This is a genomic window from Arcticibacterium sp. SM2516 (genome assembly GCF_057914865.1).
The window spans coordinates 2,175,670-2,200,594 of sequence record NZ_CP195290.1; the positions used below are offsets into that span (position 1 = coordinate 2,175,670).

Below are 24,925 nucleotides of genomic sequence, written 5' to 3' on the forward strand. Positions count from 1 at the left end.
ATAAGAATAGATAAAATAAGCTTATAGAATGATTATTTTCTTTCGAAGTAAACTTTCCTTGCTTTCTAAAAGTAAGATGTAGACCCCAGCAGGTAATCCCCTAAGGGGTATGGAGATTTTGGTTTCCCATGAACGTATTAAGGGAATTTCACTGACCAGCTTACCCAGATCATTATAAAGTCTAATTTTTACATTTTTCTGAATTTCGGGTGACTCTATATGCACAAAATCTATAGCAGGATTAGGGTAAGCCAAATTCATTTCCACCTCTGGCAGGTCCTTAAAGATCACTTCTGACTTTTCAGAAAGGCAAAAGGCTTTACCGTCATAATCTTTATAACCTACTACCGCATAATTACCACTTTCTCTAAATTTTATAATTGCGGTTTCTTTATCTAAGACCACCAAATCTCTCTCCCAGACAAAACCATCAAAGTCCTCTACATTAACCACATTTATTTCAAACAAAGCCTCAGAGACCAAAGACGGTTTAGGGGGCAAGGCATAGACATTCACGGTAATTTTAGAGGAGGCGTCTGAAATACAGTTTGGACCATATAACCCTTTATAAGTCAATTCCGTATCTGTTGCTAGTTCTCTTTCTTTATCTATTTGTCCGTCAGACCATATATATCCATCAAAACCATCTACGGCTTTTGCATTCACTACATCTCCTTCACAAATGCCCAATATAGCGTCAGCTTTTGTGATGTTTCCATTAATTCCTACACCCAGTTCTTTGGCAAACTCTGGTTCGGGAATAGCTGTTATTATTTTTTCGGTGGACAAAAAAGTACAACCAACCGCATTTTGAGCAGAATAGGTATAAAGTCCACCTTCAGAGACCTCTAGTGTTCTGGCTTCAATGCCATTATTCCAAACCAAGTTTTCGAAGCCATCGTTACTTGACAAAATCAACTTTTCGTCCTTGCAAAGGGTACTTTTCTCAGAAAAAACTGTAGGCCTTTCAAAAATGACGGCATTTAAATTTATAGAAGAACTTATTTTATAATTGCCTAGACTGTCTCTCAAGTCTGCATTAAAAACACCAGATGTAGCCACTTTATCTACATTGTCATCTCCGTCTGCCCATTGATACAAACTATGTTTACTGGGCAATAATATCCTTGCTTGGTTTTCATTCACACACATAACCCCTAAATCAACCAAAGGATTACTTAAAATAGGCTGACAAGCACCAAAAAAACTGGTGTTCAGCTTTTCTATCCAAGCACCTGCCAAAATCTCTAAACCCTTGATATTTTCTTTATTGCCAAAATGCACTTCGTCGTACCGCGGAATCATTAAACTATCTGTAGAAGGTCCCTCAAAAATATTAAAGTTCGGCTCCTTAATTATTCTATCATGAGATTTAAGAACCACCTGAGATGTTCTGCCTTCACTATAAGAAACTCGCGAGAACATCCATGCCATATTCTGACCAAAATCCTTTCTTATATTCTCAATAAGGCCTTTATAATACCCAAAAATCTCCTCTTCCACGGGTACACCCGGATATGTATCCGTTTCTCCTTGATGCCATAAAACAGCCCTTACCCCAAACAGGGAACCATAATATTGCATCGTGGTTTTAAGATATTGATAAGGGAAACCTGGCTGAAATAGCCCTTGAAAAATAGCATCTTTGGTAGGTTCTCCAACAGAACTTTGATACCAATTACTACTCAGCGTACGTGTTAAAGCCGCATTAAAAAACATGATTGGCACCCCCAATTGACTCGCCAAACTATCTCCCACCTGCCCCCAACACCATGGGGAGAGTCCAATTGGGCCAATATTAGTATTATCCTTTAGCTGACTAAACACAAGGGATGTATTGGGTTCTTTGCTATAGTTTTCATTTAAAAAATTGGCACAATTTACTCTGTCATCTTTTGCTCCTGTAGCACCTAAGCCAGAGATTCCTTGGGCGTTTGATTGACCACAAATCACAAAGACTTCCCCTACCCCTACTTTATTAAGAACACGTAGATATAATTCTTGTTCTCCTTTAATGGCCCTTATTTGTAGCTGATACCAACCACCCTTTACTTTTACAGCCCCTTTAAAACCACCAACTTGTGAGTTATTCTGAATTTCTTCCCAATCTTTAAAATCCACCAACACACCATTCTTATACTCTTTAAGACGCACTTCCAACTTGTCTACACGCTCCCCAATGCTCCCACTGATGTATATCGTGCCCTCATTTTTTAAATCTCTCTGAAAAACGGCTCTTTCTGTGGGAAAATGAATTTCCATTTGGCCTTGAGCAAAAAAGAAAAGAAAAAGTCCTAAGACGGTCAGAGTAAAACGCTTTATAGAAAGTATAGATTTAAATGGCACTTTGAAAGAACAGTTTTATGGGAAATAGACTTAAGCAAATAAAACAAATTTGGGGTTCTTATTGAAACGGTTTTATCAATACACTATTATCACACATGCTTCTCTTATTTGCTTCTCCAATAGGGGTTTTTAGCCTCAATAAACGCAATAGGTAGACCTCCATAAAGGCTTTTCAGCCATTTCGCAAAGTAATTCATTCCCGCCTCCTCTGAATCTGCATGTCCCATAACGATTACAGCCTTCTTTTGTCCTAATGTGATGGCATCTTGTACGTATGGTATTGTTTCCCATTCGTTGCTCTCCCCCACTATCAATAGCTCTGTGTTGGGATTATCTAGTCTAGCAAAATGACTCCCAGAACCTGAAGCTCCCAAAGCCATACCCACTTTGGTAAATTTCTCTTTAGGATTTCCTACTATTCTTAGCGTCTTAGCTCCAAATTGCTTTTCTATGTGTGCCACAATATCTTCCAAGCTCATCGCTGGAATTTCAAAGTAAACGTTGTCTTTTCTGTACTGCTGCCATTGAAATACGTCCACCACACCCTCATAAATCATATCCGGATTGTTCCTATGAATATGGTCGTGAAAACGCCAAACCACCATGTTATTGTCTTTGATAAACTTCAGTTTAGCCTGTTGAATTGGAGAGGATTCATGCAGTTTCAAATCATCTGTATGCGAATAAAAAGTAGGTTCATGGGTAATTACAAAATTCAGACCTTGGGCATTTGCCTTTTGTAAAACTTCCAAAGTGGCCATAAAAGTGGTGGCAATACCCTTAACTTCCGTATTCCCATCTCCAGCCTTTATGTTATCAACGGTTTGCTCTGCCCAATCGCAATTGACCTCCGCTTTGATTTTATTGATAATATTATTCGCAGTTAGCTGCGAAAAACCTTGAAGGTTGGATAATAGAAAAAGTACGCAGAAGATTTTTTTCATTAAAGGGTCAAATTTTGTATCACAAAAATAAGGATATTTTCCTTTGAACCTCAACGGGAAAAATACCCTCTATTTATACAAAAACAGGCCTTTGATTAAATCAAAAGCCTGTCAACTATTTTTAAATATTACAATTTTTCTTTGAAGGTTTCGTAACCAAAGCTCTTGTGCAATTCAAAACTACCGTCAGATTTCAAAACACCAATAGAAGGCAAACCGACACCATTAAAAGTTGTGGTTTTGACCATGGTATAATGAATCATATCTTCAAAAATGACCCTATCCCCTACTTTTAGCGGCTCGTCAAAAGCATAATCGCCCATAAAATCTCCTGCCAAGCAGGTGGTTCCACCCATACGGTAATTATGTTTCCCTTCTAATGCTGTTGGATAAGACCCTATAATTCTCGGTTTATAAGGCATCTCTAAGGTATCGGGCATATGAGCTGCAAAACTGACATCTAATATGGCGACATTAACGCCCTGAGCATCCACGATGTCTTGAACCGTAGAAATCAGCACACCTGTTTCCCATGCTATGGCTGAACCTGGCTCCAAAATCACTTCAATATTATAGGTCTTTCTTAGTCTTTCAATTTGCTTTGCTACATGTCCAATATTATAACCAGAACGTGTCATTAAATGACCTCCGCCCATATTTAGCCATTTTACTTGATGCAGCAAATCTCCAAATTTCTCTTCTACATGAACCAAGGTTCTCTCCAAAACAAAGGAGTCGTTTTCGCATAAGGAATGAAAATGTAAACCTTCAATTCCCTCTGGCAACTTTTCTCCCAATGCCGCTCTGGTAATACCTAGTCGACTACCCACAATGCACGGATTATACATGTCCGTTTCTACCTCGGCATATTGTGGATTAATTCGCAAACCCATTGATATAGGTTCTTTGTGAGCATCTACTTTATCTTTAAAACGCTCAAATTGATTCAGGGAATTGAAAGTAATGTGCGAACTATATCCCATTAATTCTTCGAACTCTTCCTCCTTATATACAGGAGCGTAAGTATGGGCTTTGCAATGCATTTCCTCAAATATCAGGCGAGCTTCATTTAAACTACTGGCAGTAGCTCCGCTCAAATACTTTTTAACAAGTGGAAACATTTTATACATAGAAAAGCCCTTCAAGGCCAGTATAATTTTGCCGCCACTTTCATTCTGAACTGAGCTGATAAGCTTCAAATTATCAACTAATTTAACTTCCTCCAAAACATAACATGGAGAAGGTATTTGAGAAAAATCCATTTAGATTTAGTTTATTTTCCTGCAAATTTGCAATTTCTCTTAGTTCAAGTGCGGTTTATGTTGGATTTTTTCTAATAAAGAAGCAGAAGAGAATAGCAAAACTTGGATGATAACAGCCAAGGCTATCAAAGAAATGATTTCAAACTGAGCAGAAGATTTCTTCTGTAGCATGATACCGTTGGACTCCTCAATGAGACGCTGCCCTTCGGCGGTCTGAATATTAGACAGCACCGCCAAATTAGCCAAAGCCTTACTGGTAAGTGACTTATTCTTCTGAGATACACCATTGGCATTTAGGTCTAATTGGTTTCCAATGACAGAAATAGATGGGATCAATAAACGGAATTCTTGAAAAACACTGGCTTCTAAATCCGTAAATTTAGTTTCAGAATAATTTGTAATTAAACCATCCATCTTTTGGTCCAAAGCATTCAGGTGTGCTTTTTTTTGACTGTTTACACCCTCTGAAATAAGGTTATTGACTAACTCTTCTCTTTCATGCAAAATAGAAGACAGTTCAAAAATAAAACTCTCTACCATAAGCCTATCCTCATAGATAGCCGAAAAAGAGGACTGCAACTGACCTATTCTTTTTCTATCCATAAGGTTGTTCCATAACAACAAAGACAATACAACAGTCATCACTGCCGCAATTTTCACTTTGCCCTTTATCCCAAAAGCCCACTTTTTCATACTCATATCCTAAAAACCTAATGTTTAAACTATATCTAGCAATAATACAATTATTAAGACATAATTCCTAAAATTCTGCCTTGTCTACTTCAGAACAAAAAAGTGCCCCAAACTCGACATTTGGGGCACTTATAGTTAATTATTGATTTGAAAATTTAATGGAATAGTGTACTTCACTCTCACAGTCTTCCCATTTTGAATACCTGCTTTCCATTTTGGCATTTTTTTAATAACCCGTTCCGCTTCTTCGTCGCAGCCGAAACCTATCCCTTTTAAGACTTTAACATCTGAGATGCTTCCATCTTTTTCCACAATAAAGGTGACAATAACCTTACCTTCTATCCCATTTACCGAGGCGTTTCTGGGGTATTGCAGATTATTCCCTAACCATTTATACATTTTCTTCAGGCCACCATTAAATTCCGGCATGATCTCCGACCTAGAAAACGCTACTTCTTCTTTGGACTCTTTTGGAGGTTCGGGTGCTTTAATCGCTAAACCTTCCAGAACTATAGGCCCAGAGAGCTCAAAAACATACTCAGAAGGCTTTCCTTCTTGTTTAATGGTACTGATTACAGCAGTTTCTATTTCTTCGTCCGTAGGAACCTCCGCTTCTACAATTTCCTTAGTGTCCGGTACTGGTTCTACTAATTCCGGAATAACTACCTGTTTTAATACTTCCTGTTTTACTGGAAGTGCCACCTCTTTTTCTTTGGGTATTTCTATCGGTGGTTCGTACCAGTTTTCTATATCGTGTACTCTATACGGGGCGTCATCTATAACCTTTGGTGCCTTTTGAGACTTCACCACAAAAAAGCTACTCAATGATATAAATAATACACCAGAAACCCCAAGGACAAAAGCTTTTGATAAATGTGAACTATACTTCTTACGAAGGTCATAAGCACCATATGCTTTATTCCTATTTTCAAATATTATATCATCCAGTGTTTGTAAGTTTTTCATTATTGAAATTTGTTTTTTGGTCAAAGAAATCTCCTGCCAGAAATTCTGGAATATTTAATAAGAAATTAACTAGTATAATACAGGAAGCCGGCCCTTCTTAGACCTAATGTAGATGGAATATTTCAAGAAACAAAGCCTATAACTAAATATTTAGTTATAGGCTTTGTTTTACCCCAGGAGTGCCAATAAGATGCTTAAACCCTATTTATCAAAGTTTAAAACAGCATTTTCCTCCTCCCAAAAGAAAACACCTTTGGGTTTATCATAGTTACCTTTTTCATGCATGGTATTGGCATCATAAAGTCTGCCATTTATCATTGTCCATATAACAGAATTTGAGTTTCGGATATTTTCCAAAGGGTTTTTATCCAAAACTATCAGATCGGCTAGTTTTCCTTTTTCTAGGGAACCTATTTCATCTTCCATTCCTAAGAGTAAAGCACCGTTTGTAGTTGCCGCTTTTAAGGCCTCCAAATTGGTCATGCCACCTTGTGCTAGCATCCATAATTCCCAGTGCACTCCGAGCCCTTGAAGCTGCCCATGAGCTCCAAGATTCACCCTAACCCCAGCGTCATTTAACTTCTTGGCACTTTTTGAGACTTTGATATAGCCATTTTCATATTCTTGCATCGGAATCATGGTTCTATGTCTTGCCCTAGCATCTATGACCTCTCTCGGTGTAAAAGTTAACAGTTTCTTGTCTTCCCAAACATTGGTATTTTGATACCAATAATACTCCCCATTGATGGCACCATAATTCACAATTAAGGTAGGCGTATAAGAAGTTTTGCTAGCTCCCCAAAGCTGAATAACATCTTTGTACAAGGGTGCCACCGGAATATTATGTTCAATGCTGGAGTGCCCGTCCAATATCATACTCAAATTATGATAGAAAGTGGAACCTCCTTCTGGAACCACACCCACTTTTAAATCGTGAGCAGCTTTAATGACCTGCTGGCGTTGATTTCTACGGGGTTGGTTATAACTTTTCACCGTAAATGCACCAAAAGCCTTAGTTCTATAAACGGCCGATTTGGCATCTTCAAAATCATTGATATTGGCTTTAAAAAGAGCATCTGCTCCGTACAAAATAGTACCGGTTGTAAAAATTCTAGGCCCAACCATATTCCCGGCCTTGACCATTTCAGATTGTGAAAAAGCCAACTCTGAACTCGATGAAGGGTCATGTGTAGTGGTGACTCCATAGGCTAAATTAGCATAATACTCCCAATGCTTTTGAGGGTTAAGACCGGTTCCAAACTGCCCTAAGTGAGCATGTGCATCAATAAAACCAGGCATGATGGTTTTGCCAGTGACATCAATAATCTTAGCATCTTTTGGAATAGAAACTCGTCCTACACCCAATATTTTATTTCCTTCTATAAGCACTGTACCGTTTTCAATGACCTTGTCATTTTTCATGGTGATAATTCGGGCATTTGTGAAGGCTATTTTCCCTTCTGGTTTATCTGCTTTTAGTAGAAGTTCTATTCTTAAACCTACAGAATCTAGCCCTGCAATGGAATCTGGAGCACCGGGTAAAAAAGCAAAACGTTCCTTAATTTCTTTACTGAAATATTCATCTCCCAGCGTCCAATGGAGCTTTTCACTATTAGCCGACCAGTGTATGTTAATTCCGGCGTCTTTCGCTAGTTGGGCTATAGGTAAATTCTTGGCATCATTATCTATTTCAATCGTTTGACCCGTTTGAGGCATTGCAGCTACGTATAGCTTAAAATAGTTTGTAAAGGCCACCCATTTCTCATCAGGACTTGGTAGCAGCCTGAAAGCATATTTTGACTTTACTAATTCCTTCTTGTCTTCGCCTGCCAAGTTTACAGAACATAAGGTTTTGGTCAGACCGCCAGATTGATAATAAATTCGTTTTCCATTTTGGCTAAAAGACGGAAAATCACCTTCGTCTGTCACCTTTTCTATTTCCTTGGTATTGGTATTTAAGAGGTAAATACCAGGGTACTTCGTGTTCTCATAACCCAACTCCCTACTGGAGCCTTCCTTTTGAAAAACAACCAAATTTTCTTCTAAAGGTGAAAAGGCAGGCATTCTATAAATACCATTTTCTGTGCTTATTTTTTGCGACCGAGCATTAATACTAGACAAGTCTAGTAACTGAATTGCTCCCATATTTTCATCATTCCAACTGACATAAAGTAGCTTTGTACCATCTTTTGAAAAAGAAGGGTCAAACTCCAAGTCTTCGCCATTGGTGACCCTCGTTGGTTTGCCATCTGGCAATTGCTTTTTCCATAGATAACCCGCCGCATTGAAAACTAAAAGTTTCCCATCTGGTGATGTAACAGCATGTCTGATTGCTTTAGTCGTAAATTGGTCTGGAGCTACTTCGTTTTTAAACCTTAAAGCGTTCACTATTTTATGATTGGCACTCGCTTTAAAAGGAATGACACTTGCTTCTCCAGAACTCACATCTATTTTTCTAATCTTACCCTCAGCCCAGACAATGATATGTTTATCGTCTGGTGTCCAGTTAAACCCTGTAAAGGCTCCAAAAATGGCCCATGTTTCTTGCTGGTCTTGACTTAACTTTCCATAAATAGGCCACTCTCTGCCCGTTTTGAGGTCGTGTAAAAACAAAACAGATTTCTCTCTGATGCGTCTCACAAATGCCATCAACTCCCCATTATGCGAAATAACTGGACGAATAGCTCCACCCGAACCGCCTGTGACCGTTTCTGTTTTCCCATCTTCTAAACCATATCTCTTAATGACATATATCTGGCTGTTGGGGTCTTTGTTGTATTGAAAACTACCCCCTGGGTACATGTCTTCACTAAAATAAACATATTTCCCATCGGGCGATAACCAAGGCTCTCCTACGTCTTGTTGGTCGTTCTTTCTTTTCGTCAATTGAATCCCCTTCCCTCCTGAGGTATGGTACATCCAAATTTCCCCTGCTCCTAAAGAACGTCCAGAGCTAAAATGCTTTTTACAGAAAATGTAATCGCCATCTAAACTCCAAACCGCATTATTAACCAATCTAAAATCTTCTTTGGTAATCTGCTTAGCATTTGAGCCATCTGTATTCATCATCCAGATATTATCTGCTCCGTCTCTATCGCTGGTAAAACTTATTTTCTTACCATCTGGGCTAAACCTAGGCTGCACCTCAAAAGCATGTCCGCCACTTATTAATTTCGCTTCTCCACCTTTAACTGGCATTGTATAAATATCTCCTAAGAGGTCAAATACCAGCTGCTGACCATCAGGACTGACATCTACGTTCATCCAAGTGCCTTCATCGGTTTCTATTTTTACTTCTGAATATGGAAGAACAGGTTCTGTTACATCCCATTTGGTTTTTTTTTGGGCAGTTGTGCTCAAAGCAATAAAAAAGAATAGCGGTAAAAGTAGTTTGTTTATCATAGAAAGGACTTTTGGGTTGAAGTTTATAGTCCAAAATTACCGTTTAAAAACCATTTCTTTTGGGTTTTGAATATCAATAAATCTTAATTCATATTCCAACTCTAAACTCCATGTATGATAACAAGACCTCGCCTGTCGCTTCCTGCCCGCAATGGGCGGGACTGACAGTTAATTGTCATACCCTTCTAGTTTGAACCTTATAACTATTGTCAGTTCCCTGCCCACACAGCAGGTGGGGAGCCAAGCAACGACCTTTGCCGTCGAGAACGGTCTTACACTTTGACATTTTTAAACTCCACATCCCATAACGAGCCCTTGTCTAGGCTACACGGCAAACGGAGGATTGACCGTAGAGAAAATTGATATTTTAGACATTCATTAAACTTCTGCATAACAAAAAATGACGCCCCTTATGGAAGCGTCTTTTTCAAATAAAACTAATAGTTCTAGTTAATACGTATGCGGTAATTCTATATCTACCTTCTCATTCCATGGTAAACCGTGAATGTTTAACTTTTCCATGAAAGGGTCTGGGTTTAGTTCTTCGCAGTTATAAACCCCTGGTTTCATCCATTCTTCGTTAGTTAGCATCAGCATGGCACCTATCATAGCTGGCACACCAGTGGTATAAGAAACCGCCTGCGAACGCACTTCTTTGTAAGCCAAGGCATGGTCACTATTATTCCAGACATAATACGTTCTGTCTTTACCGTCTTTGATACCTTTTATTTGACATCCGATAGACGTTTGACCCGTATAATTCTCACCTAAAGACTCCGGTGGCGGAAGTACTGCTTTCAAAAATTCTAAAGGTATTATTTGTTGTCCCTGAAAATTGATTGGAGCTATGCTCGTCATTCCTATATTTTCTAATACTTGTAAATGCGTAATATAAGCTTGACCAAAAGTCATCCAAAAACGAGCTCTCTTAAGTGTTGGGAAGTTTTTTACTAAAGACTCCAACTCTTCATGATAAAGTACGTAAGATTCCTTTTCACCAATATTTGGATAATCTATAGGCTTATGAACACTTAAAGCTTCTATTTCTTTCCATTCGCCGTTTTCCCAGTATCTTCCTGGCTGGGTAATCTCTCTGATGTTTATTTCAGGATTAAAATTGGTAGCAAAAGCTTTTCCATGGTCACCTGCATTACAGTCGATAATATCCAAGTAATGCATTTCGTCAAAGTAATGCTTATTGGCATAAGCCGTAAATACTTGCGTAACACCTGGATCAAAACCACAGCCCAAAAGTGCCATCAACCCCGCTTCTTTAAAACGCTCTTGATATGCCCACTGCCAGCTGTATTCAAATTTGGCTACATCTTTAGGCTCATAATTAGCCGTATCCATGTAATGTACACCTGTTTCCAAGCAGGCATCCATAATAGTCAAATCTTGATATGGCAATGCCACATTGATGATCATTTTAGGACCGAATGACTTAATTAAAGCCACCAATTCAGGCACGTTATCGGCATCTACACTGGCTGTTGAAATTTCCACACCATGCATTTCTTTGATATCTGCCGCTATTTTATTGCACTTTGATTTAGTACGACTCGCCAACATAATATCTGTAAAAACCGAATTATTCATGGCACATTTATGAGCAACTACTGTTCCTACCCCGCCCGCACCTATGATGATTACTTTTGACATGTTTGTTTTTTAATTGTCTATGATTTTAGCTTTTCTTGTTAAATCAGATGTTTAATGTCGGCTCACCGACACCTAAATTCTATGCAAAGAAAAAGGTTTTTTGGGAATGTTGGTATTTCTATAAATTAAAAAGCCCGATTTGTTCTCATTGATAACACAGATACTACATTAAGTTTAATTTCTTCTAAATTGTTCCTCGCAAAATGGATACTACAAAATTCCGCAATACTTTCCTCGTCATTCAGGCAATAAATCACAATGAATGCCTGACTTAAATAGGATTTTATACATCCAATTTAAAATGAGTCACGTTAACTAAAGCACCAGAAAGACCTCAGATACTTCAACTATATTATAAGCCTATGAAGCCTGAAGTTTCAGATTCAATTGCTCTAAATTGTGCTAGACATACTATTATATTTACAAATATTCATCGAAAACAGAGCTGTTTGAAATCAAAATATTAGAAATAAGAAAATTCAAATGCTATGAAATCCAATTTGCCCGATTAAAACAATCACGGTAAATGGTGATTGAATATTCATGGTTTCCGACCAAATTGCAAATCAATGAAGATAAGAATAAGTATCGTTGATGACCACTCCCTTTTTTTAGAGAGTTTGGCTCTTTTAATACAATGCATCGATGGTGTAGAGCTCGTTTTTAAATCAGACTCCCCCTCTGAAACCTTACGAAATCTACCATTCTATCCTTGTGATATATTAATTACGGACTATCAAATGCCCGAAATGAGCGGTTTGGAATTGACCAAAAAGGTTCTTGAAAAACATTCCGAAATTTCCGTTTTGATCCTCACCATGGTTGAAAATATTGAAACTATAAAAGCAGCCTTCAAAGCTGGAGCAAAGGGTTACTTGCTAAAAAATGCAAAAAAAGTTGATTTTGAACAAGCCATAAATACGATAGCGAAGGGCGATAAATATTATTTCCCTTCGGTACATCAAAAATTAAAAAAACATGACCAACTGTCGCATGATTCATTAAGTACTAGAGAGATTGAAGTGATCAAATTAATAGCGGAAGAATACAGTTCTCTCAAGATTGCTGATAAACTTTGCATTTCATTAAATACAGTAGAAACCCATAGAAAAAATATTTTCAAAAAAACAGGTGTTAAAAATTCCTTTGGCCTTTTGAAATACGCTTTACTAAATCAACTTATTGAATTATAATCTAAAGGTATGCGGATTTCATATTCCGTATTTTGCTGTGGTCCATGCACAAGGGTGATTTGCCCATTTATTTCTTCGATTCTTTGCTCTACATTTTGAAGTCCCTGGCCTTTCTTCGCTATAATTAAGCCTTTCCCTTCATCTGAGACCTTAATCACAAGTTCCTGGTTTTGTAAATAAGCCTGAACTTGGCCTTCCTCAGCACCAGAATACTTTAACATATTGTTGCATAGCTCAAGTACTACGGCATAAACATTCAAGGAAATACCTTTCGGAAAAACACGACTCCCTAATTCGTTATTGATATGTATATAAAGGCGACTTTGTGCATTGAGTTTATCTACTAACTTATTCAGAGCTTCGCCCAATAGTCCTTTTTCTATATCGGCTGGTTGTAGATTATGTGACAAACTCCGAACCTCAGCATATGCATCATCTATCAATAAGGCAATTTTACGATACAATTGTTTTTCATGGGGGTTTAATCCTGCAATATCTAAAGTTTCTAAGCTAATCGAGACCGCAGATAGTAAGCTACCGAGATTGTCGTGCAAGTCAACCGCTATTCTTTTTCGTTCAATATTTTGCCCCTTTTGCATAGCATTTTTTATATCATCGTAGGCTGTCTGCAACTCGGATGTTCGATCTATAATTTTTTGTTCCAACCCAGAATTAAGATCCTCTATTTTAGTTTTTTGTATCGCTATTTCTTTATTTTTTCTGTGTAAAATATGCCTACTTCTAAACAGGGTTAGGGCCACCAGTGTAATTAGGAAGCTAGCCACAAGAAAATAATTTTTTAATGCCTTTTGAACTTCCGCTTTTTGCTTTTGTATCTGTAAATCAGCTTCAGATTTTTGTTCTAATATCCTTTTCTCAAATGCCAATTTATCATTGGCTATTTTGACATTGAATATTTGACCCAAATATTTGTGATACAATTCAAAATGATAGAGTGCCAAACCCTCTTCCTTTATTGATTTATTAGATTCATACAAGTTTTGGTGACTACGATACAGTATTCTTGGATCTTCCGTTTTCGTTACAGACGAATTAGAAAAATAAATGCTTTTTGAGTAATCTTTCTTTCTTAAATAAATTCTCCCCAACAACATTTCAACTTCTGCTAATCCTCTGTAACTTGGCCTTCCTTCGAAAAAATCAAAGCATTTTTTTGCCAATTCAAAAGCTTTATCAATCTCGGATAGTTCTATGTATATGCTTACAATATCATTTTTCACATAGAACTTTTTTATTTCATCGTTGGAATTTAGCAGATAAAAGCTGGCGGAGTCTAAATATTTCATGCTTTCTTTGAACGCTTCATTGTAGCCATATCCGCGAGCCAAACTAAGATAAACCTGAGCGATTTGCTCCTTGTAAACCTGAGAATTATTTTCCTTTTTTAATTCTTCGATTGCTGTTAAACAGATTTTTTTTACTTGATATAAATCGGATAGAAATATATAAGCATAAACCACTTCATCAGTTATCATACTTTTTTGATAAGCTGTGAAATTATGTTTCGGATTTTCTAAATAGGCTAAGTTTTTATCCCCAAACTCAATCAAGCCTATCCAATCCGAATTCTTGCGTAAAGCAGAAGCTTCCTGATATAAGGAATCTATAGCTTTTCGATTACTAATGCTTTCGTTGACATTATTCTGAGCACACAGTTCTAGTTTGATGCTAAAAAAAAGCATTAATAAGAAATAGCATATTAGTATATTACATTTCCCCAATGGCTGATTACATATACTACCAAATTTAAACTTAAATCAGTGTTTTTGAGTCCGCTTTCACTGATTTTATTCTACATAATCACAGGCTTTTATGCGGGCTTTCATAGTAGCACCTGATTTAATTTCAAAACCAGGGGTAAAAACAATTTCTTCATTTGCTTGATAAAGTACTCTTGTTTGGTCATTGGTAAAGTGTTCTACCGAGGAGGTAATTGCACTTCCAGCAATATAACCTTTGCTTCCTGTAGCATTGCCAAATACGATTTCGTTGCTATTACAACCTACCGTAAAAAAGTGATAATAATTCTTGTTCCTATAAACCACCTTCACAATCCAAGTACCCGTATTGCCATTGGGCAACTGATGGCTACTTATGTGTAAATAAGAGGTTCTTTCCTGAACAAATTGATGGGACCAAGAACTATAGGAATCGCCATTGGGCTTAATAAGCTGGAAAGTTACTTCATCGAAACTTTGAATATCTTTGAATGCCACCGAAACTTTAAAACTGGCTCCTGATGGAAATTGATTAAATTCATTAACATTTTCAGCTGTAAAGCCTGCAGATTCCCTGCCATAACAGTTACCAATAACAGGTGTAGCTATGTGAGTCATGATTCTGTTTATTCCTGCCTCTCTGTATGGCCTTTGATTTTTCCACCAGCTATCGTTATTTAAAAGATTACAGTCGCCAGTAAATGGGTCTATGAGATCGTCATTGATATCATACACGGAAAAATGAAGATGAGGCCCTGTAGATCGGCCTGAGCTTCCAACTAGACCCAAATAGTCGCCTTCAGCTACCCTAGAAAATTTAGGTTTTGAAGTTAGGCTGCCATTTTTCATGTGAAGGTAGTTGGTGGTAGTTCCATCATCATGTAAAATACTAACATAATTGGCACTACCTGCTCCATTCACTTCACAGCTCATGTCATCATTCCCATTGACTTTTTCAATTATAGTTCCTGGAGCAGCAGCTACTATTTGCACCGATTCATTTGCCATCATTCGCCATGAAAATGGAAATAATGCGATATCCTCGGCATCATGCCTATCATAAGTACGTTTGCCACAGTTATAATCCTCTATAAATTCAGGCTCTCGCACGTCATCATCCCCTTCGGGATCTGAAACGCTATTTTGATCTACAAAGTTACTAATCACAAAACTATCATATGTAAAATCATAGTCAGAAGATGCTTGAATTGGCCAACCCAAAAGTACATGTCCCTCATTGGTGTTCCTCATTCGATAATTTGAATTAGACCCCAAATTGGATTCTAGGTAGGCTTTTTTTAAAGAAACAATATGCTCCTTGAAAGCCTTTAGCTCAGCAGGAGTAAAGCATTGAAACTGATCTTGCTGGGCTTCGGCGTTAAAAGCGATTGCTGCGAAAAATATGATAATTTTTTTCATTTCTGAGAGGCTTTTAGTTCGTCAATTTCCTTTTTTAGCTCAATGATATATAGCGTAAGTTCTTCCACTTTCTCCATGGTTCTTCTTTGCATTTCACCTACTTCTATTCCTTCTTTTTCAATTTCTATGGCCGAGGGAATATTAGGCAGGTGACGGTGTTCTTTTATATATTTTTCCAGTTCATATAAAGGCGACAATTTATATTTTTGGTCAAAAACATAATCAGGCCAACCTGCAGATTGTAGCCTTACTTTTAGTTCTTCACAGATAATTTTACCACCTACACCCATTTTGTAACCATTGGGTACATTCACCGAGGTTCCAATTTGAAATTGACTGGCGATCATATTTATTTTACCACTTCCATTTGAAACCCCAATATTAAGGTCATTGTCTACCGCCCACACATAAGCTCTTTGCGTACCAGACTCAAAGAAATTAATAGCCGGATTATCCCCATTTATTTTTATGGCCTCCAAACCTTCATTAACTGTAAGTTTTTGATTTACCACTAGCTCGTTCGTGATATTGACCTTCCCCGATGGGCTAATATCTACCCTATCACCTCCCGCTACTCTCACAATAAAATGACCGCCACTATTTCCAGAAAAAGTACCCATCCTCAGATTGTCACCTGAAAGCTGTATAAATCCCTTGTCTACACCAACTGTCTGTAACTTCAAAATAGCATCGGTAGCATTCCATACGCCATTACCATTGACATGTAATTTTTCAGTTGGGCTAGTGGTGTTGATTCCGAAATTACCATCAGGGTCCACCACTACTCTAGTCGTATTGTTAGTCATAAATCTCAAACTTCCAGTACTGTTGCCCTGACTTGTCCCCATATAAAAGTGATTCGAAGCAACGTAAAATCTGCCTTTGCTACTGGCTCCAACTTTAAAATGAATTTCTGGTGAATCATCCTGGAGCTCGAGTGTGGGTTCAGAATTTCCTGCTCCATTTATACTGAAAGCCGTACCTAAACCAGTATTAATATTACCGTTTGGATATAATTTAAGATGACCTACATGACCAAGCGAAGAAAAAGAAAGCGTCCCAGCTGATTCGGTTATTTTGGCATTATTAGTGGTTCCGTCTTTAAACTCAATATAATTACCAAACAAAGGGTCAGCATTCATTATCAGACTATTGCTGGTACTGTTTGATAATTTTAATTTACCTTTTACTTCAAGTTTTTCGTTTGGAGCGGTTGTACCTATTCCTACATTACCGCTTAATTTATGGTATTGGTCATCTCCTAGTTTTGTCCAACTGGCTTCCGAAGAAGTAGCTAATCGCTCCCATATCTTGTCAGAAGAATAAATATAAAGCCCTGGAAAACTTCTTGTACTGATATCAGGAAGTGTCTGAAAAACCATTAATCCCGTGTCAGGACGAGAAATCCCTGTTCGCTGTGCCCCTGACATCCTAGGTATAAGCATACCTTTATCTTTACTTCTTATTTCAAGAATTGAGGAGTTTTCGGGATTGTCTGACCCGCCCATGTTACTGATAACATTTCCTTTGGGACTGTCTACTACTTTTACATTTTGAGCTTTCGAATTTAATAATCCAAAGCCAAGCATCAATACTAAGATTAAACGATATTTTTTTTTCATAGCGTTAATTTTTAGATACAAAATTCCATTTTCGCTATTGCTGTTACATCACCGTTTGCCGTGATATTTATCCCGGTTTATGCATTGGAGAATCGTAATGAGTTTTAAAACCAGACATTTAAACAAGATTAGCTTAGCGGTTTTCACTGTGCTAATGTCGAAGGGTTTGGGTGATTGAGATTAAATGGGTTTAAGACTGTACTGAGCTTGTCGAACTGTATTGATTTGTGTTAGCATAAGCTGGCCGAAGGGAAGCAATTTAGCTTCGGGTACGAAAGGATTTCTAATGCATTAAGCAGGTTCAATGGAATAAAAAAACCTCACAAAAAAATCCCTTCTCTTATTAGAAAGAAGGGATTTCTTAAATTAAAATAGGTCGTTTTTATTGCCAACCAGGGTTTTGCCCAATATTCGGATTTTGAGCCAACACATTTAAAGGTATAGGCCATAAATAATGCTTGCTTTCATCAAACACTGGTTCTGCAAAGTCTGAACCCGCATAAGGATCTAAATACTCTTTGCCATTAGCATCTTTATAAAGCCTCACATTGAAACCCGCATATCGTGCTTTTTGCGTAGCGTCCATAGCTAAGCCCAAAGATTTCTTGGTCAATTTCTTCCCTTGCTTCCATCTTCTTAAATCATCATATCTAAAGCCTTCATTGAATAGTTCAATTCTACGCTCTCTTCTGATTTCAGCAAGAAGTGGGCTAATGCCATCAGCAGTAAACTTAGGATCTACAGGTATATTACCTAATGTCATAGAAGGCATACCTACTCTAGCTCTTAATTTATTGATAGATAAATCTAAATCCGACTGAGAAATAGTACCAAGTTCTGCCTTGGCTTCGGCATAAATAAGGAGTACTTCGGCAAATCGAAGAATAATTGCCGGAGACTCAGCGGTATTATATGCTTTACCGATCATATCATCTGCATTATAATTTTTAATCACATGATATCCTGTATTTGTCACACGTCCACCGGCCATTCCTGTTATTCTAGGATAATCTCTACCATCCGCATTATGAAACTTATAAACTTTAGAATCTGCTGGATGAAGTATGGTTTGACGCAATCTAGGATCTCTATTCTCAAAAACATTCTCTATAGATGCATCACCTTTATACAAGGGCGACAAACTCGCTGGCAAACCGTCAGTGCAAAGATAATCTTCTACAAAATCTCTTGTCGCTCCACCATGATACTCAAAATAGCTTTGTACGTGATTATTGAAAACGCCCAATTTATACTTTCTCCAATACATCACTTCAGGATTACCTGTTACATCTATAATACGCATATAGCTATTATAATCTGTATTTGGATTTCCTGTGCTAAACAATCTATATGGACCATTATCCATTATCTGTTTTGTAGCAGCGGCGGCTTCTTGCAACCATTTATCTGCATTTGAACCACCATGATACTTTCTCCAAGTACCTTCAAATAAACAAACACGTGCCTTTACTAAAAGGGCCGCCCATTTATTTAATCTTCCAGGAGCACCACCATCTCCCCAATTTTCTGGAAGATTAGCCGCGGCGAATGTCAGATCTTCTAATATTTTATCCATCGCTTGCTCTCTTGGCATTCTTTCTGCAAAAAGCTCTTCAGATTCTGTATTCAATTCGGTTTCAATGTAAGGAACATCACCATATTTGCTTACTTTATCTGCATAAAACCAGCCTCTAAAAAGCCTTGCTTCTGCTATATATTTATTACGAACGGCTTCTGTTACTTTAGCTTTTTTGTAATTAGCCATACCCACATTAATAGCCCTCACGAAATTCCACCCTTTATAACCCATCAAATCAGGGTTTACGGGTGTGTTATGCTTACCCGATCTGATTTGCATATGATAAGTGTGCCTAGCATGACGCGAGGTAGCATTATCCGACAATTCATCAAGATACCATAAGCTTATAAGGTGACTGTTAAAGCCGTCAAAATGACCCATTAAAATAGGAACATTATCATCATTACGAGCTAAATCGTAAATGCTATTATTATAGACTGCCAGGTCGTTTTCAGAATTCCAAAAAGTATCATTTGTAATTTGATCTAATGGTACTCTTTCAAGATACTCGTCATTACAGCCCATTATAAAAGAGACCATAAGAAAAAGCAATAATTTAATTTTTATATATCTCATCTTATTCATTCAATTTTAATTATAAAGAAACGCTTAAACCTAAAGTGAAAATACGCTGCATTGGATATTCAATGGCTCCCGATTGAATAGTCTCTGGATCAAGAGGTTTTCTCAATTTGGTGAATTCCCAAAGATTCATACCACTGACAAAAATCTGAGCATTTTGAAGTCCTACTTTACTCACTATATTTTGAGCCATGTCATATGAAAACATAAGATTTTTCAATCTTATATAGCCCGCGTTTTGAAGGTATCTAGACTGTTGTTGTACGTTTTTCTTGTCATTAGTAGATATATGTGCCGCCGGAAAATAAGCTTCTCGATTGGTTTCTGTCCATGTTTCTGTGATGTAGTAATTTTCAACATGACCTGCATTATAAGGGAAGAACCAAGTCCAGTTTCCGGAAGTAGGCCAATGATCAATACTACCAATTCCTTGGAAGAAAGCTGTCACTTTAAAGTTTTTATAGCTTAGTCCACCATTAATACCGAAGGAATATCTTGGCGAAGAATTACCAATGATAGTCCTATCTCCTGGATCTTCAACCGTGTTGCTGCCAAAACTGATGACACCGTCACCATTTAAATCGGCATACTGTACATCGCCTGGTCGCCAGTTATTACCTATCCTAGATTGGTCTGGAGCATTTTTAATGGCTTCTTCTGTCTGGAAAATGCCTACCGTTTTGAATCCCCAAATCTCACCGAGTTGTTGCCCTACTCTGTAAGTACCATTGATTGCACCTGTAGGATTTTCAAACTTCGTAATCTCTGCTTTGGAATCGGCAAGTGCTAGGGTAACGTCATATTTCCAGTTACTCTTGATTTTATCTCTCCAAGTCAGCGACATTTCCCAACCTTTGGTTCTTAGATCCGCTGCATTTTCTTTTGGGGCCGCTGTTCCTAAGATATCTGGATAAGATACATTCATTAGCATGTTTTTAGTATCTCTAGTATAAATATCAAATGAAGCGTCCATTCTGCCTTTAAGCAGCGTCATATCCAGTCCAATATTTTGAGAAACCACGCTTTCCCAAGTAAGAGAAGGACTCACCAATCCCGCAGCCGCCACATAAGGTATGGTGGAACCCTGGAACATATATGGAGAAAAACCAGAACCTAAAGACGGGATATAAGGATAATAGACTTGATTGTCGCCGTTCTTTAGAATTTGATTACCCAAAGTACCATAAGAAGCTCGAAGCTTTAAATTCTCTAACCAATCAGCAGTTCCTTCCATAAAGTCTTCTCCACTAATTCTCCAACCTGCCGAAACTGAAGGGAAAAATCCAAATCTACTTTCTGATGGAAACCTTGAAGAACCGTCATATCTACCATTAAATTCCAACAGGTACTTGTCTTTAAATATATAGTTAAGACGATAAAAAGCTCCTCTTAAAGCAAATTCCTCTTCTCCACCGGTTGTTTCTTGCACACCCGTAGTGGCATTGATATTGGTAATTAAAGGTGTGATCAACTTTCTTGCCCTTGCACTTACTACCCTATAGTTTCCAGATTCCTGATTGAAACCCATCATTACTTTTAAACTATGATTGGTAGGTAACATTGGAAACTCATATTCTCCAAAAATATTTAGAACAGAATACCTATTATTTTGGTTGGTATTCCTTATCCAATCGTCTCCACTAAATCCATTTGAAATTGGATTTGGATCAAGCAGATCACTTGACACTATTTCAATTTTACTTTGGACATCCTTATATTCTCTTCCGAAAATATTATAAGAATAGTTTCCTATTATTTTCAAGCCTTTCAAAGGCGTAATAGTTACTCCTTGGGTTAACCATGTATCGTTATTGGTAAAGGTTTCTCTACCACCATCCAATAAATATGGAAAGAAGTTAGTACCACCGAAATATTTACCAATTAAAGGCTCATATTTCTCTCTGTCACCTTGTGTCACATAGAAAGGTAGATCAGGAAACTGAATCGCAGTGATCGGATTTACTCTAGCCAGGGAGTTAATGTTTACATCCCAGTTATAAAAATGTGGTTTATCAGAGTTTTGTTGATTAAATACCACTTTTTCATTTAAGGTAAGCCAATCGTTTACTTTAAAATCAGCTTTCATGAGTACGTTATTTCGGTTAAACGTCTCATTATTTCCTGGTTTTAAGTATCCATCCTTAGAGAAATGGCCAAATGATACATAATAACTTGTATTTGAAGTACCACCAGAAATGGATAAATCATGCTGATTTGTTGGAGCATAATCTGTCATAATCTGATTTTGGTAATCATTAAAACCGTAGAATTGAAGATCACCATTAACTACGCCCCAAGAATTTTCAAACGTAGGATTGTCTGAATATTTCTTTACTGCTGCCACGAAATCAGGATTATAACTAGGTGTACCATTTGTTCTGATATTGGCATCATTTCTAGCCGTTACAAAAGTGTAAGGGTCTGTTACCACGTCCATATTAAAAATGGGCTTTGCCAAAGAAAACTGAGAGTTAAGACTTACTCTTACCTTTCCTTCACTTCCTTTTTTAGTTTCAATTAAAACTACACCAAAAGCCGCTCTAGCACCATAAACTGCAGCAGCGGAGGCATCCTTCAATACACTCACACTTTTAATATCATTCGGATTTATTCTGTTTAAATCCATTGGTACGTTATCTACCAAAATAAGCGGCGAACCACCGTTGATAGACTCATACCCTCGAATGTTAAAAGTGATAGGTGCAGATGGATCTCCATTACGCACATTAACATTTAAATTTGGAATGACACCTTGTAAACCCTCACCTGTAGAGGCAATGGCTCTTTTTTCGATACGCTCTGAACTAGCCACACCTACGGCACCAGTTAGGTTAACTTTTTTCTGAGTACCATAACCAACTACAACCACCTCGTCAAAGGTTTTGCTATCCAATACCAATTCAACTTTTAGGGATGATTGATTTCCGACAATAACCTCTTGTGGGCTAAAACCCACAAAAGTAAATACTAGAACAGACTGAGCATTAGGCACTTCTAAAGAAAACTTTCCTTGATCATCGGTAGATGTTCCTTTAAAAGTTCCTTTGATTTGTACGGTTGCTCCCACAATTTCATCTCCAGTATTGTCAGTAACAACACCAGACACTTTTCTTGCACCATCCTGAGCGATGATGGAAGAAATGGAGAGTACAAAGCTTAACATAAAAAAACTAATACGGCGATAAAATCCGTTTTGTGGGGGGTAGATTTTCATCATATGACGTCACATATTTTGGGTTGAACAATAATTTTTACAGTATAATTTTATGAATTAATTATACAATACCCACATATCTCAAGACGTTTTGGTCAGAAAAGTATCGAAACTCGATTGAAATTAATTTAAAAAGATTTCTTCGGCGACCAAACTATAAAAAAAGTAGATTTTACAAGTAATGTGTAGACGAATAAATTTAAATCGTCTATTTTATTTTCAGAGCAATACTAGTCTTCATATCTGTCATATACTTCCTGAAAACAACATTGTTCCGTACAAATGAAAATCAGCATTTCTAAATTTCAGTAAACTATCTATTTACTTAGCGGGTACATATATCGGCTGGGGCGTATGCTGAAACAGAAAAGACATAAACCTAAAAACATGCGGAGCATTCTATAACAAATCTTTTACTTTGTATTTAATGATGGTTTTGAATGACAATTTAGATTGAAACCACCAATCATATTTAAAAAAAATTGCATGTCTGTATTACGTTTAACATTACCTACTGACCCTAGATGGGTGAATATTGTTGAGAAAAACATAGAGGAGATTCTCTCTGACCATGCTTGGTGTGAGCAAAAGGCTGCTACAAACGCCATAACCATTGTAGCTAACAACTCTGAACATCCGGATTTAGTGACCGACTTGCTGGCTCTTGCCAAAGAGGAAATTGAGCACTTTCAGATGGTGCATGAAATCATCAAGAAAAGAGGATTGAAACTGGCAAGAGAACGCAAAGACCACTACGTAGGCGAATTGGTTCAATATATGAAAAGGAATAATGACGGCACACGTGTATCTGGTTTAGTAGAAAGATTGCTATTTTCTGCGATGATAGAAGCCCGTAGCTGTGAGCGTTTCAAGGTGCTTTCAGAAAACATTGAAGATGAGGAGTTGTCCAAATTTTATAGAGAACTCATGGAAAGTGAGGCCGGACATTATACCACCTTCATTACTTATGCTCGTAAATATGGGGTAGGAATTGACGTAGAAACTCGCTGGAGAGAATGGTTGGCTTTTGAGTCGGAGATTATTGCCAATTATGGTAAGTCGGAAAGTATTCATGGGTAGTGTGGGCTTTGAGCTTTGCTTTCTTTGACGAACTATTCAACTGTCCCAACAAATAAGCCTATTGTTCTTTTGAAAGCCTAGCAAAGCCTTTTTAAGTACATTATAAGCCTCAATCCAGTTCTTGTCTAGTTAAAATTCAATTGTTTCATTCAATAGTATCATATTCATGATTACATTCGTGGAATATATTATTACATGAAAATTAAGAGAACTACTTCTTTATATAATCTTCCTAAATGGAGAAATCTCCTACTCTTTTCAAGTTTCATTTTCTTAATTTTTTGTAGTATCCAATGTAAGTCTAAAAATGAACCCGAGATTTTATTGCGTGCGAGTCTTGTTTTCAATGAAGATCATACTTGGAATAAAGCATTCATTTATTTCGGCGAAATACTGGAGGAGCGTTCAAACGGTAGAATAAAATTAGAAGTATATGACGCTGAACAATTAGCCAAAGAAATGGAATCTATCAGATTGATTCAGGCAGAGGTCATTGAAATGACTATTTCTGGGTCTTTACTGAGTAATTGGGTTGAAATAGCCGCCTTCTGTGAATTGCCTTTTCTCTTACAAAGTTACGAGGAGCAGGAAAAATTCATTAATGGACCCATTGGAAAGCGAATTGAGAGAGAAATAATTGAGGGGACAGGCCTTAGACCCATAACATATTTTATACGCGGCCCACGTCAACTGACCTCTAACAGGCCTATCAGGCACCCAGACGATCTAAATGGTCTAATTCTTAGAGTACCTAGTGTTCCTTCTTTTGTTACTGCCTGGAGTGCGATGGGAGCTAAACCTACTCCAATGGCCTTATCTGAAGTGTTTACATCTTTACAACAGGGTACCATTGAGGCTCTTGAAAATCCCTATTCACTTATCTTGAGTGCTGGCTTTCCGGAGGTTCAGAAATATGTCAATGAAACAGAGCACGTCATGAGTTGGGGCTATCCGTTAATAGGTGAAAAACAGTTTCAAAAAATGCCTGAAGATTTAAAAGTAATATTTCTTGAAGCCGCTAAGGATATGCAAACTTTTGAACATAAGCTATTCATTGAAAGTGAGCTCAAGGTAAAAGACGAATTAAAGAAAAAAGGTATGGAATTTATAGAAGTAGACAAAGCCGCGTTTGCAAAAAAATGTGAAAAGGCCATTTATGAAAGTCTATCGCCTGAAATGCAGGTAGTGTATCAGCAAATAATTGAATCAAGAAAGGAATAAT

Annotated in this window: 15 protein-coding genes; 3 read left to right on the plus strand and 12 right to left on the minus strand. The window is 37.5% G+C overall.

Annotated features, from left to right (window positions below; genetic code table 11):
* Nucleotides 1-21: 21 nt before the first annotated feature.
* From ACSBFT_RS09080 to ACSBFT_RS09110, 7 genes are all read right to left on the minus strand, one after another.
* Nucleotides 22-2,262: a T9SS type A sorting domain-containing protein gene (locus ACSBFT_RS09080; protein WP_489604356.1), complete on the minus strand. Its 2,241-nt coding sequence runs from the start codon at nt 2,260-2,262 to the stop codon at nt 22-24.
* A 188-nt stretch (nt 2,263-2,450) separates the two neighbouring features.
* Nucleotides 2,451-3,290 (minus strand): Nif3-like dinuclear metal center hexameric protein, encoded by an 840-nt coding sequence (locus ACSBFT_RS09085; protein ID WP_489604357.1) that lies wholly within the window; start codon nt 3,288-3,290, stop codon nt 2,451-2,453.
* 128 nt (nt 3,291-3,418) lie between these two features.
* Nucleotides 3,419-4,552 (minus strand): carboxynorspermidine decarboxylase, encoded by a 1,134-nt coding sequence (gene nspC, locus ACSBFT_RS09090; RefSeq protein WP_463047449.1) that lies wholly within the window; start codon nt 4,550-4,552, stop codon nt 3,419-3,421.
* A 39-nt stretch (nt 4,553-4,591) separates the two neighbouring features.
* The gene (locus ACSBFT_RS09095; protein WP_463047448.1) at nt 4,592-5,251 is read right to left on the minus strand and encodes an MCP four helix bundle domain-containing protein; all 660 of its coding nucleotides are present in this window, start codon (nt 5,249-5,251) and stop codon (nt 4,592-4,594) included.
* A gap of 129 nt (nt 5,252-5,380) precedes the next feature.
* Nucleotides 5,381-6,211: an energy transducer TonB gene (locus ACSBFT_RS09100; RefSeq protein ID WP_489604358.1), complete on the minus strand. Its 831-nt coding sequence runs from the start codon at nt 6,209-6,211 to the stop codon at nt 5,381-5,383.
* Between the two features lie 201 nt (nt 6,212-6,412).
* On the minus strand, nt 6,413-9,613 hold the full coding sequence (locus ACSBFT_RS09105; protein WP_489604359.1) for an amidohydrolase family protein: 3,201 nt from the start codon (nt 9,611-9,613) through the stop codon (nt 6,413-6,415).
* 450 nt (nt 9,614-10,063) lie between these two features.
* Entirely contained in the window at nt 10,064-11,275 is a 1,212-nt protein-coding gene (locus ACSBFT_RS09110; RefSeq protein ID WP_463047445.1) for a saccharopine dehydrogenase family protein, read from the minus strand.
* Nucleotides 11,276-11,844: 569 nt separating this feature from the next.
* Between ACSBFT_RS09110 and ACSBFT_RS09115 the strand changes: the two genes are divergently transcribed.
* Entirely contained in the window at nt 11,845-12,468 is a 624-nt protein-coding gene (locus tag ACSBFT_RS09115) for a response regulator (RefSeq protein ID WP_489604360.1), read from the plus strand.
* Here ACSBFT_RS09115 and ACSBFT_RS09120 read toward each other — a convergent pair.
* The 5 genes from ACSBFT_RS09120 to ACSBFT_RS09140 all read right to left on the minus strand — a co-directional run bounded on the left by ACSBFT_RS09120 (nt 12,450) and on the right by ACSBFT_RS09140 (nt 22,626).
* The gene (locus tag ACSBFT_RS09120; RefSeq protein ID WP_489604361.1) at nt 12,450-14,171 is read right to left on the minus strand and encodes a sensor histidine kinase; all 1,722 of its coding nucleotides are present in this window, start codon (nt 14,169-14,171) and stop codon (nt 12,450-12,452) included. The genes ACSBFT_RS09115 and ACSBFT_RS09120 overlap by 19 nt on opposite strands.
* Nucleotides 14,172-14,276: 105 nt before the next feature.
* A complete protein-coding gene (locus tag ACSBFT_RS09125; protein ID WP_489604362.1) occupies nt 14,277-15,626 on the minus strand; it encodes a M23 family metallopeptidase in 1,350 nt (449 codons plus the stop codon).
* Nucleotides 15,623-17,248, minus strand: coding sequence for a hypothetical protein (locus ACSBFT_RS09130; protein ID WP_489604363.1), 1,626 nt, complete (start codon nt 17,246-17,248; stop codon nt 15,623-15,625). The genes ACSBFT_RS09125 and ACSBFT_RS09130 overlap by 4 nt, the downstream gene beginning before the upstream one ends.
* A 382-nt stretch (nt 17,249-17,630) precedes the next feature.
* Nucleotides 17,631-19,403, minus strand: coding sequence for a RagB/SusD family nutrient uptake outer membrane protein (locus ACSBFT_RS09135; RefSeq protein WP_489604364.1), 1,773 nt, complete (start codon nt 19,401-19,403; stop codon nt 17,631-17,633).
* A gap of 19 nt (nt 19,404-19,422) precedes the next feature.
* Nucleotides 19,423-22,626, minus strand: coding sequence for a SusC/RagA family TonB-linked outer membrane protein (locus ACSBFT_RS09140; RefSeq protein WP_489604365.1), 3,204 nt, complete (start codon nt 22,624-22,626; stop codon nt 19,423-19,425).
* A 483-nt stretch (nt 22,627-23,109) separates the two neighbouring features.
* Between ACSBFT_RS09140 and ACSBFT_RS09145 the strand changes: the two genes are divergently transcribed.
* Both ACSBFT_RS09145 and ACSBFT_RS09150 read left to right on the plus strand, forming a co-directional pair.
* Nucleotides 23,110-23,703: a MiaE family protein gene (locus tag ACSBFT_RS09145; RefSeq protein ID WP_463047438.1), complete on the plus strand. Its 594-nt coding sequence runs from the start codon at nt 23,110-23,112 to the stop codon at nt 23,701-23,703.
* Nucleotides 23,704-23,898: 195 nt separating this feature from the next.
* Entirely contained in the window at nt 23,899-24,924 is a 1,026-nt protein-coding gene (locus tag ACSBFT_RS09150) for a TRAP transporter substrate-binding protein (RefSeq protein ID WP_489604366.1), read from the plus strand.
* The last annotated feature ends 1 nt before the right edge of the window (nt 24,925 follow it).

Coding starts and splice junctions, on each gene's coding strand:
- ACSBFT_RS09080 (WP_489604356.1), bottom strand. CDS start 2,262: ATGGAAATTCATTTTCCCACAGAAAGAGCCGTTTTTCAGAGAGATTTA.
- ACSBFT_RS09085 (WP_489604357.1), bottom strand. CDS start 3,290: ATGAAAAAAATCTTCTGCGTACTTTTTCTATTATCCAACCTTCAAGGT.
- nspC (WP_463047449.1), bottom strand. CDS start 4,552: ATGGATTTTTCTCAAATACCTTCTCCATGTTATGTTTTGGAGGAAGTT.
- ACSBFT_RS09095 (WP_463047448.1), bottom strand. CDS start 5,251: ATGAGTATGAAAAAGTGGGCTTTTGGGATAAAGGGCAAAGTGAAAATT.
- ACSBFT_RS09100 (WP_489604358.1), bottom strand. CDS start 6,211: ATGAAAAACTTACAAACACTGGATGATATAATATTTGAAAATAGGAAT.
- ACSBFT_RS09105 (WP_489604359.1), bottom strand. CDS start 9,613: ATGATAAACAAACTACTTTTACCGCTATTCTTTTTTATTGCTTTGAGC.
- ACSBFT_RS09110 (WP_463047445.1), bottom strand. CDS start 11,275: ATGTCAAAAGTAATCATCATAGGTGCGGGCGGGGTAGGAACAGTAGTT.
- ACSBFT_RS09115 (WP_489604360.1), top strand. CDS start 11,845: ATGAAGATAAGAATAAGTATCGTTGATGACCACTCCCTTTTTTTAGAG.
- ACSBFT_RS09120 (WP_489604361.1), bottom strand. CDS start 14,171: ATGCTTTTTTTTAGCATCAAACTAGAACTGTGTGCTCAGAATAATGTC.
- ACSBFT_RS09125 (WP_489604362.1), bottom strand. CDS start 15,626: ATGAAAAAAATTATCATATTTTTCGCAGCAATCGCTTTTAACGCCGAA.
- ACSBFT_RS09130 (WP_489604363.1), bottom strand. CDS start 17,248: ATGAAAAAAAAATATCGTTTAATCTTAGTATTGATGCTTGGCTTTGGA.
- ACSBFT_RS09135 (WP_489604364.1), bottom strand. CDS start 19,403: ATGAGATATATAAAAATTAAATTATTGCTTTTTCTTATGGTCTCTTTT.
- ACSBFT_RS09140 (WP_489604365.1), bottom strand. CDS start 22,626: ATGATGAAAATCTACCCCCCACAAAACGGATTTTATCGCCGTATTAGT.
- ACSBFT_RS09145 (WP_463047438.1), top strand. CDS start 23,110: ATGTCTGTATTACGTTTAACATTACCTACTGACCCTAGATGGGTGAAT.
- ACSBFT_RS09150 (WP_489604366.1), top strand. CDS start 23,899: ATGAAAATTAAGAGAACTACTTCTTTATATAATCTTCCTAAATGGAGA.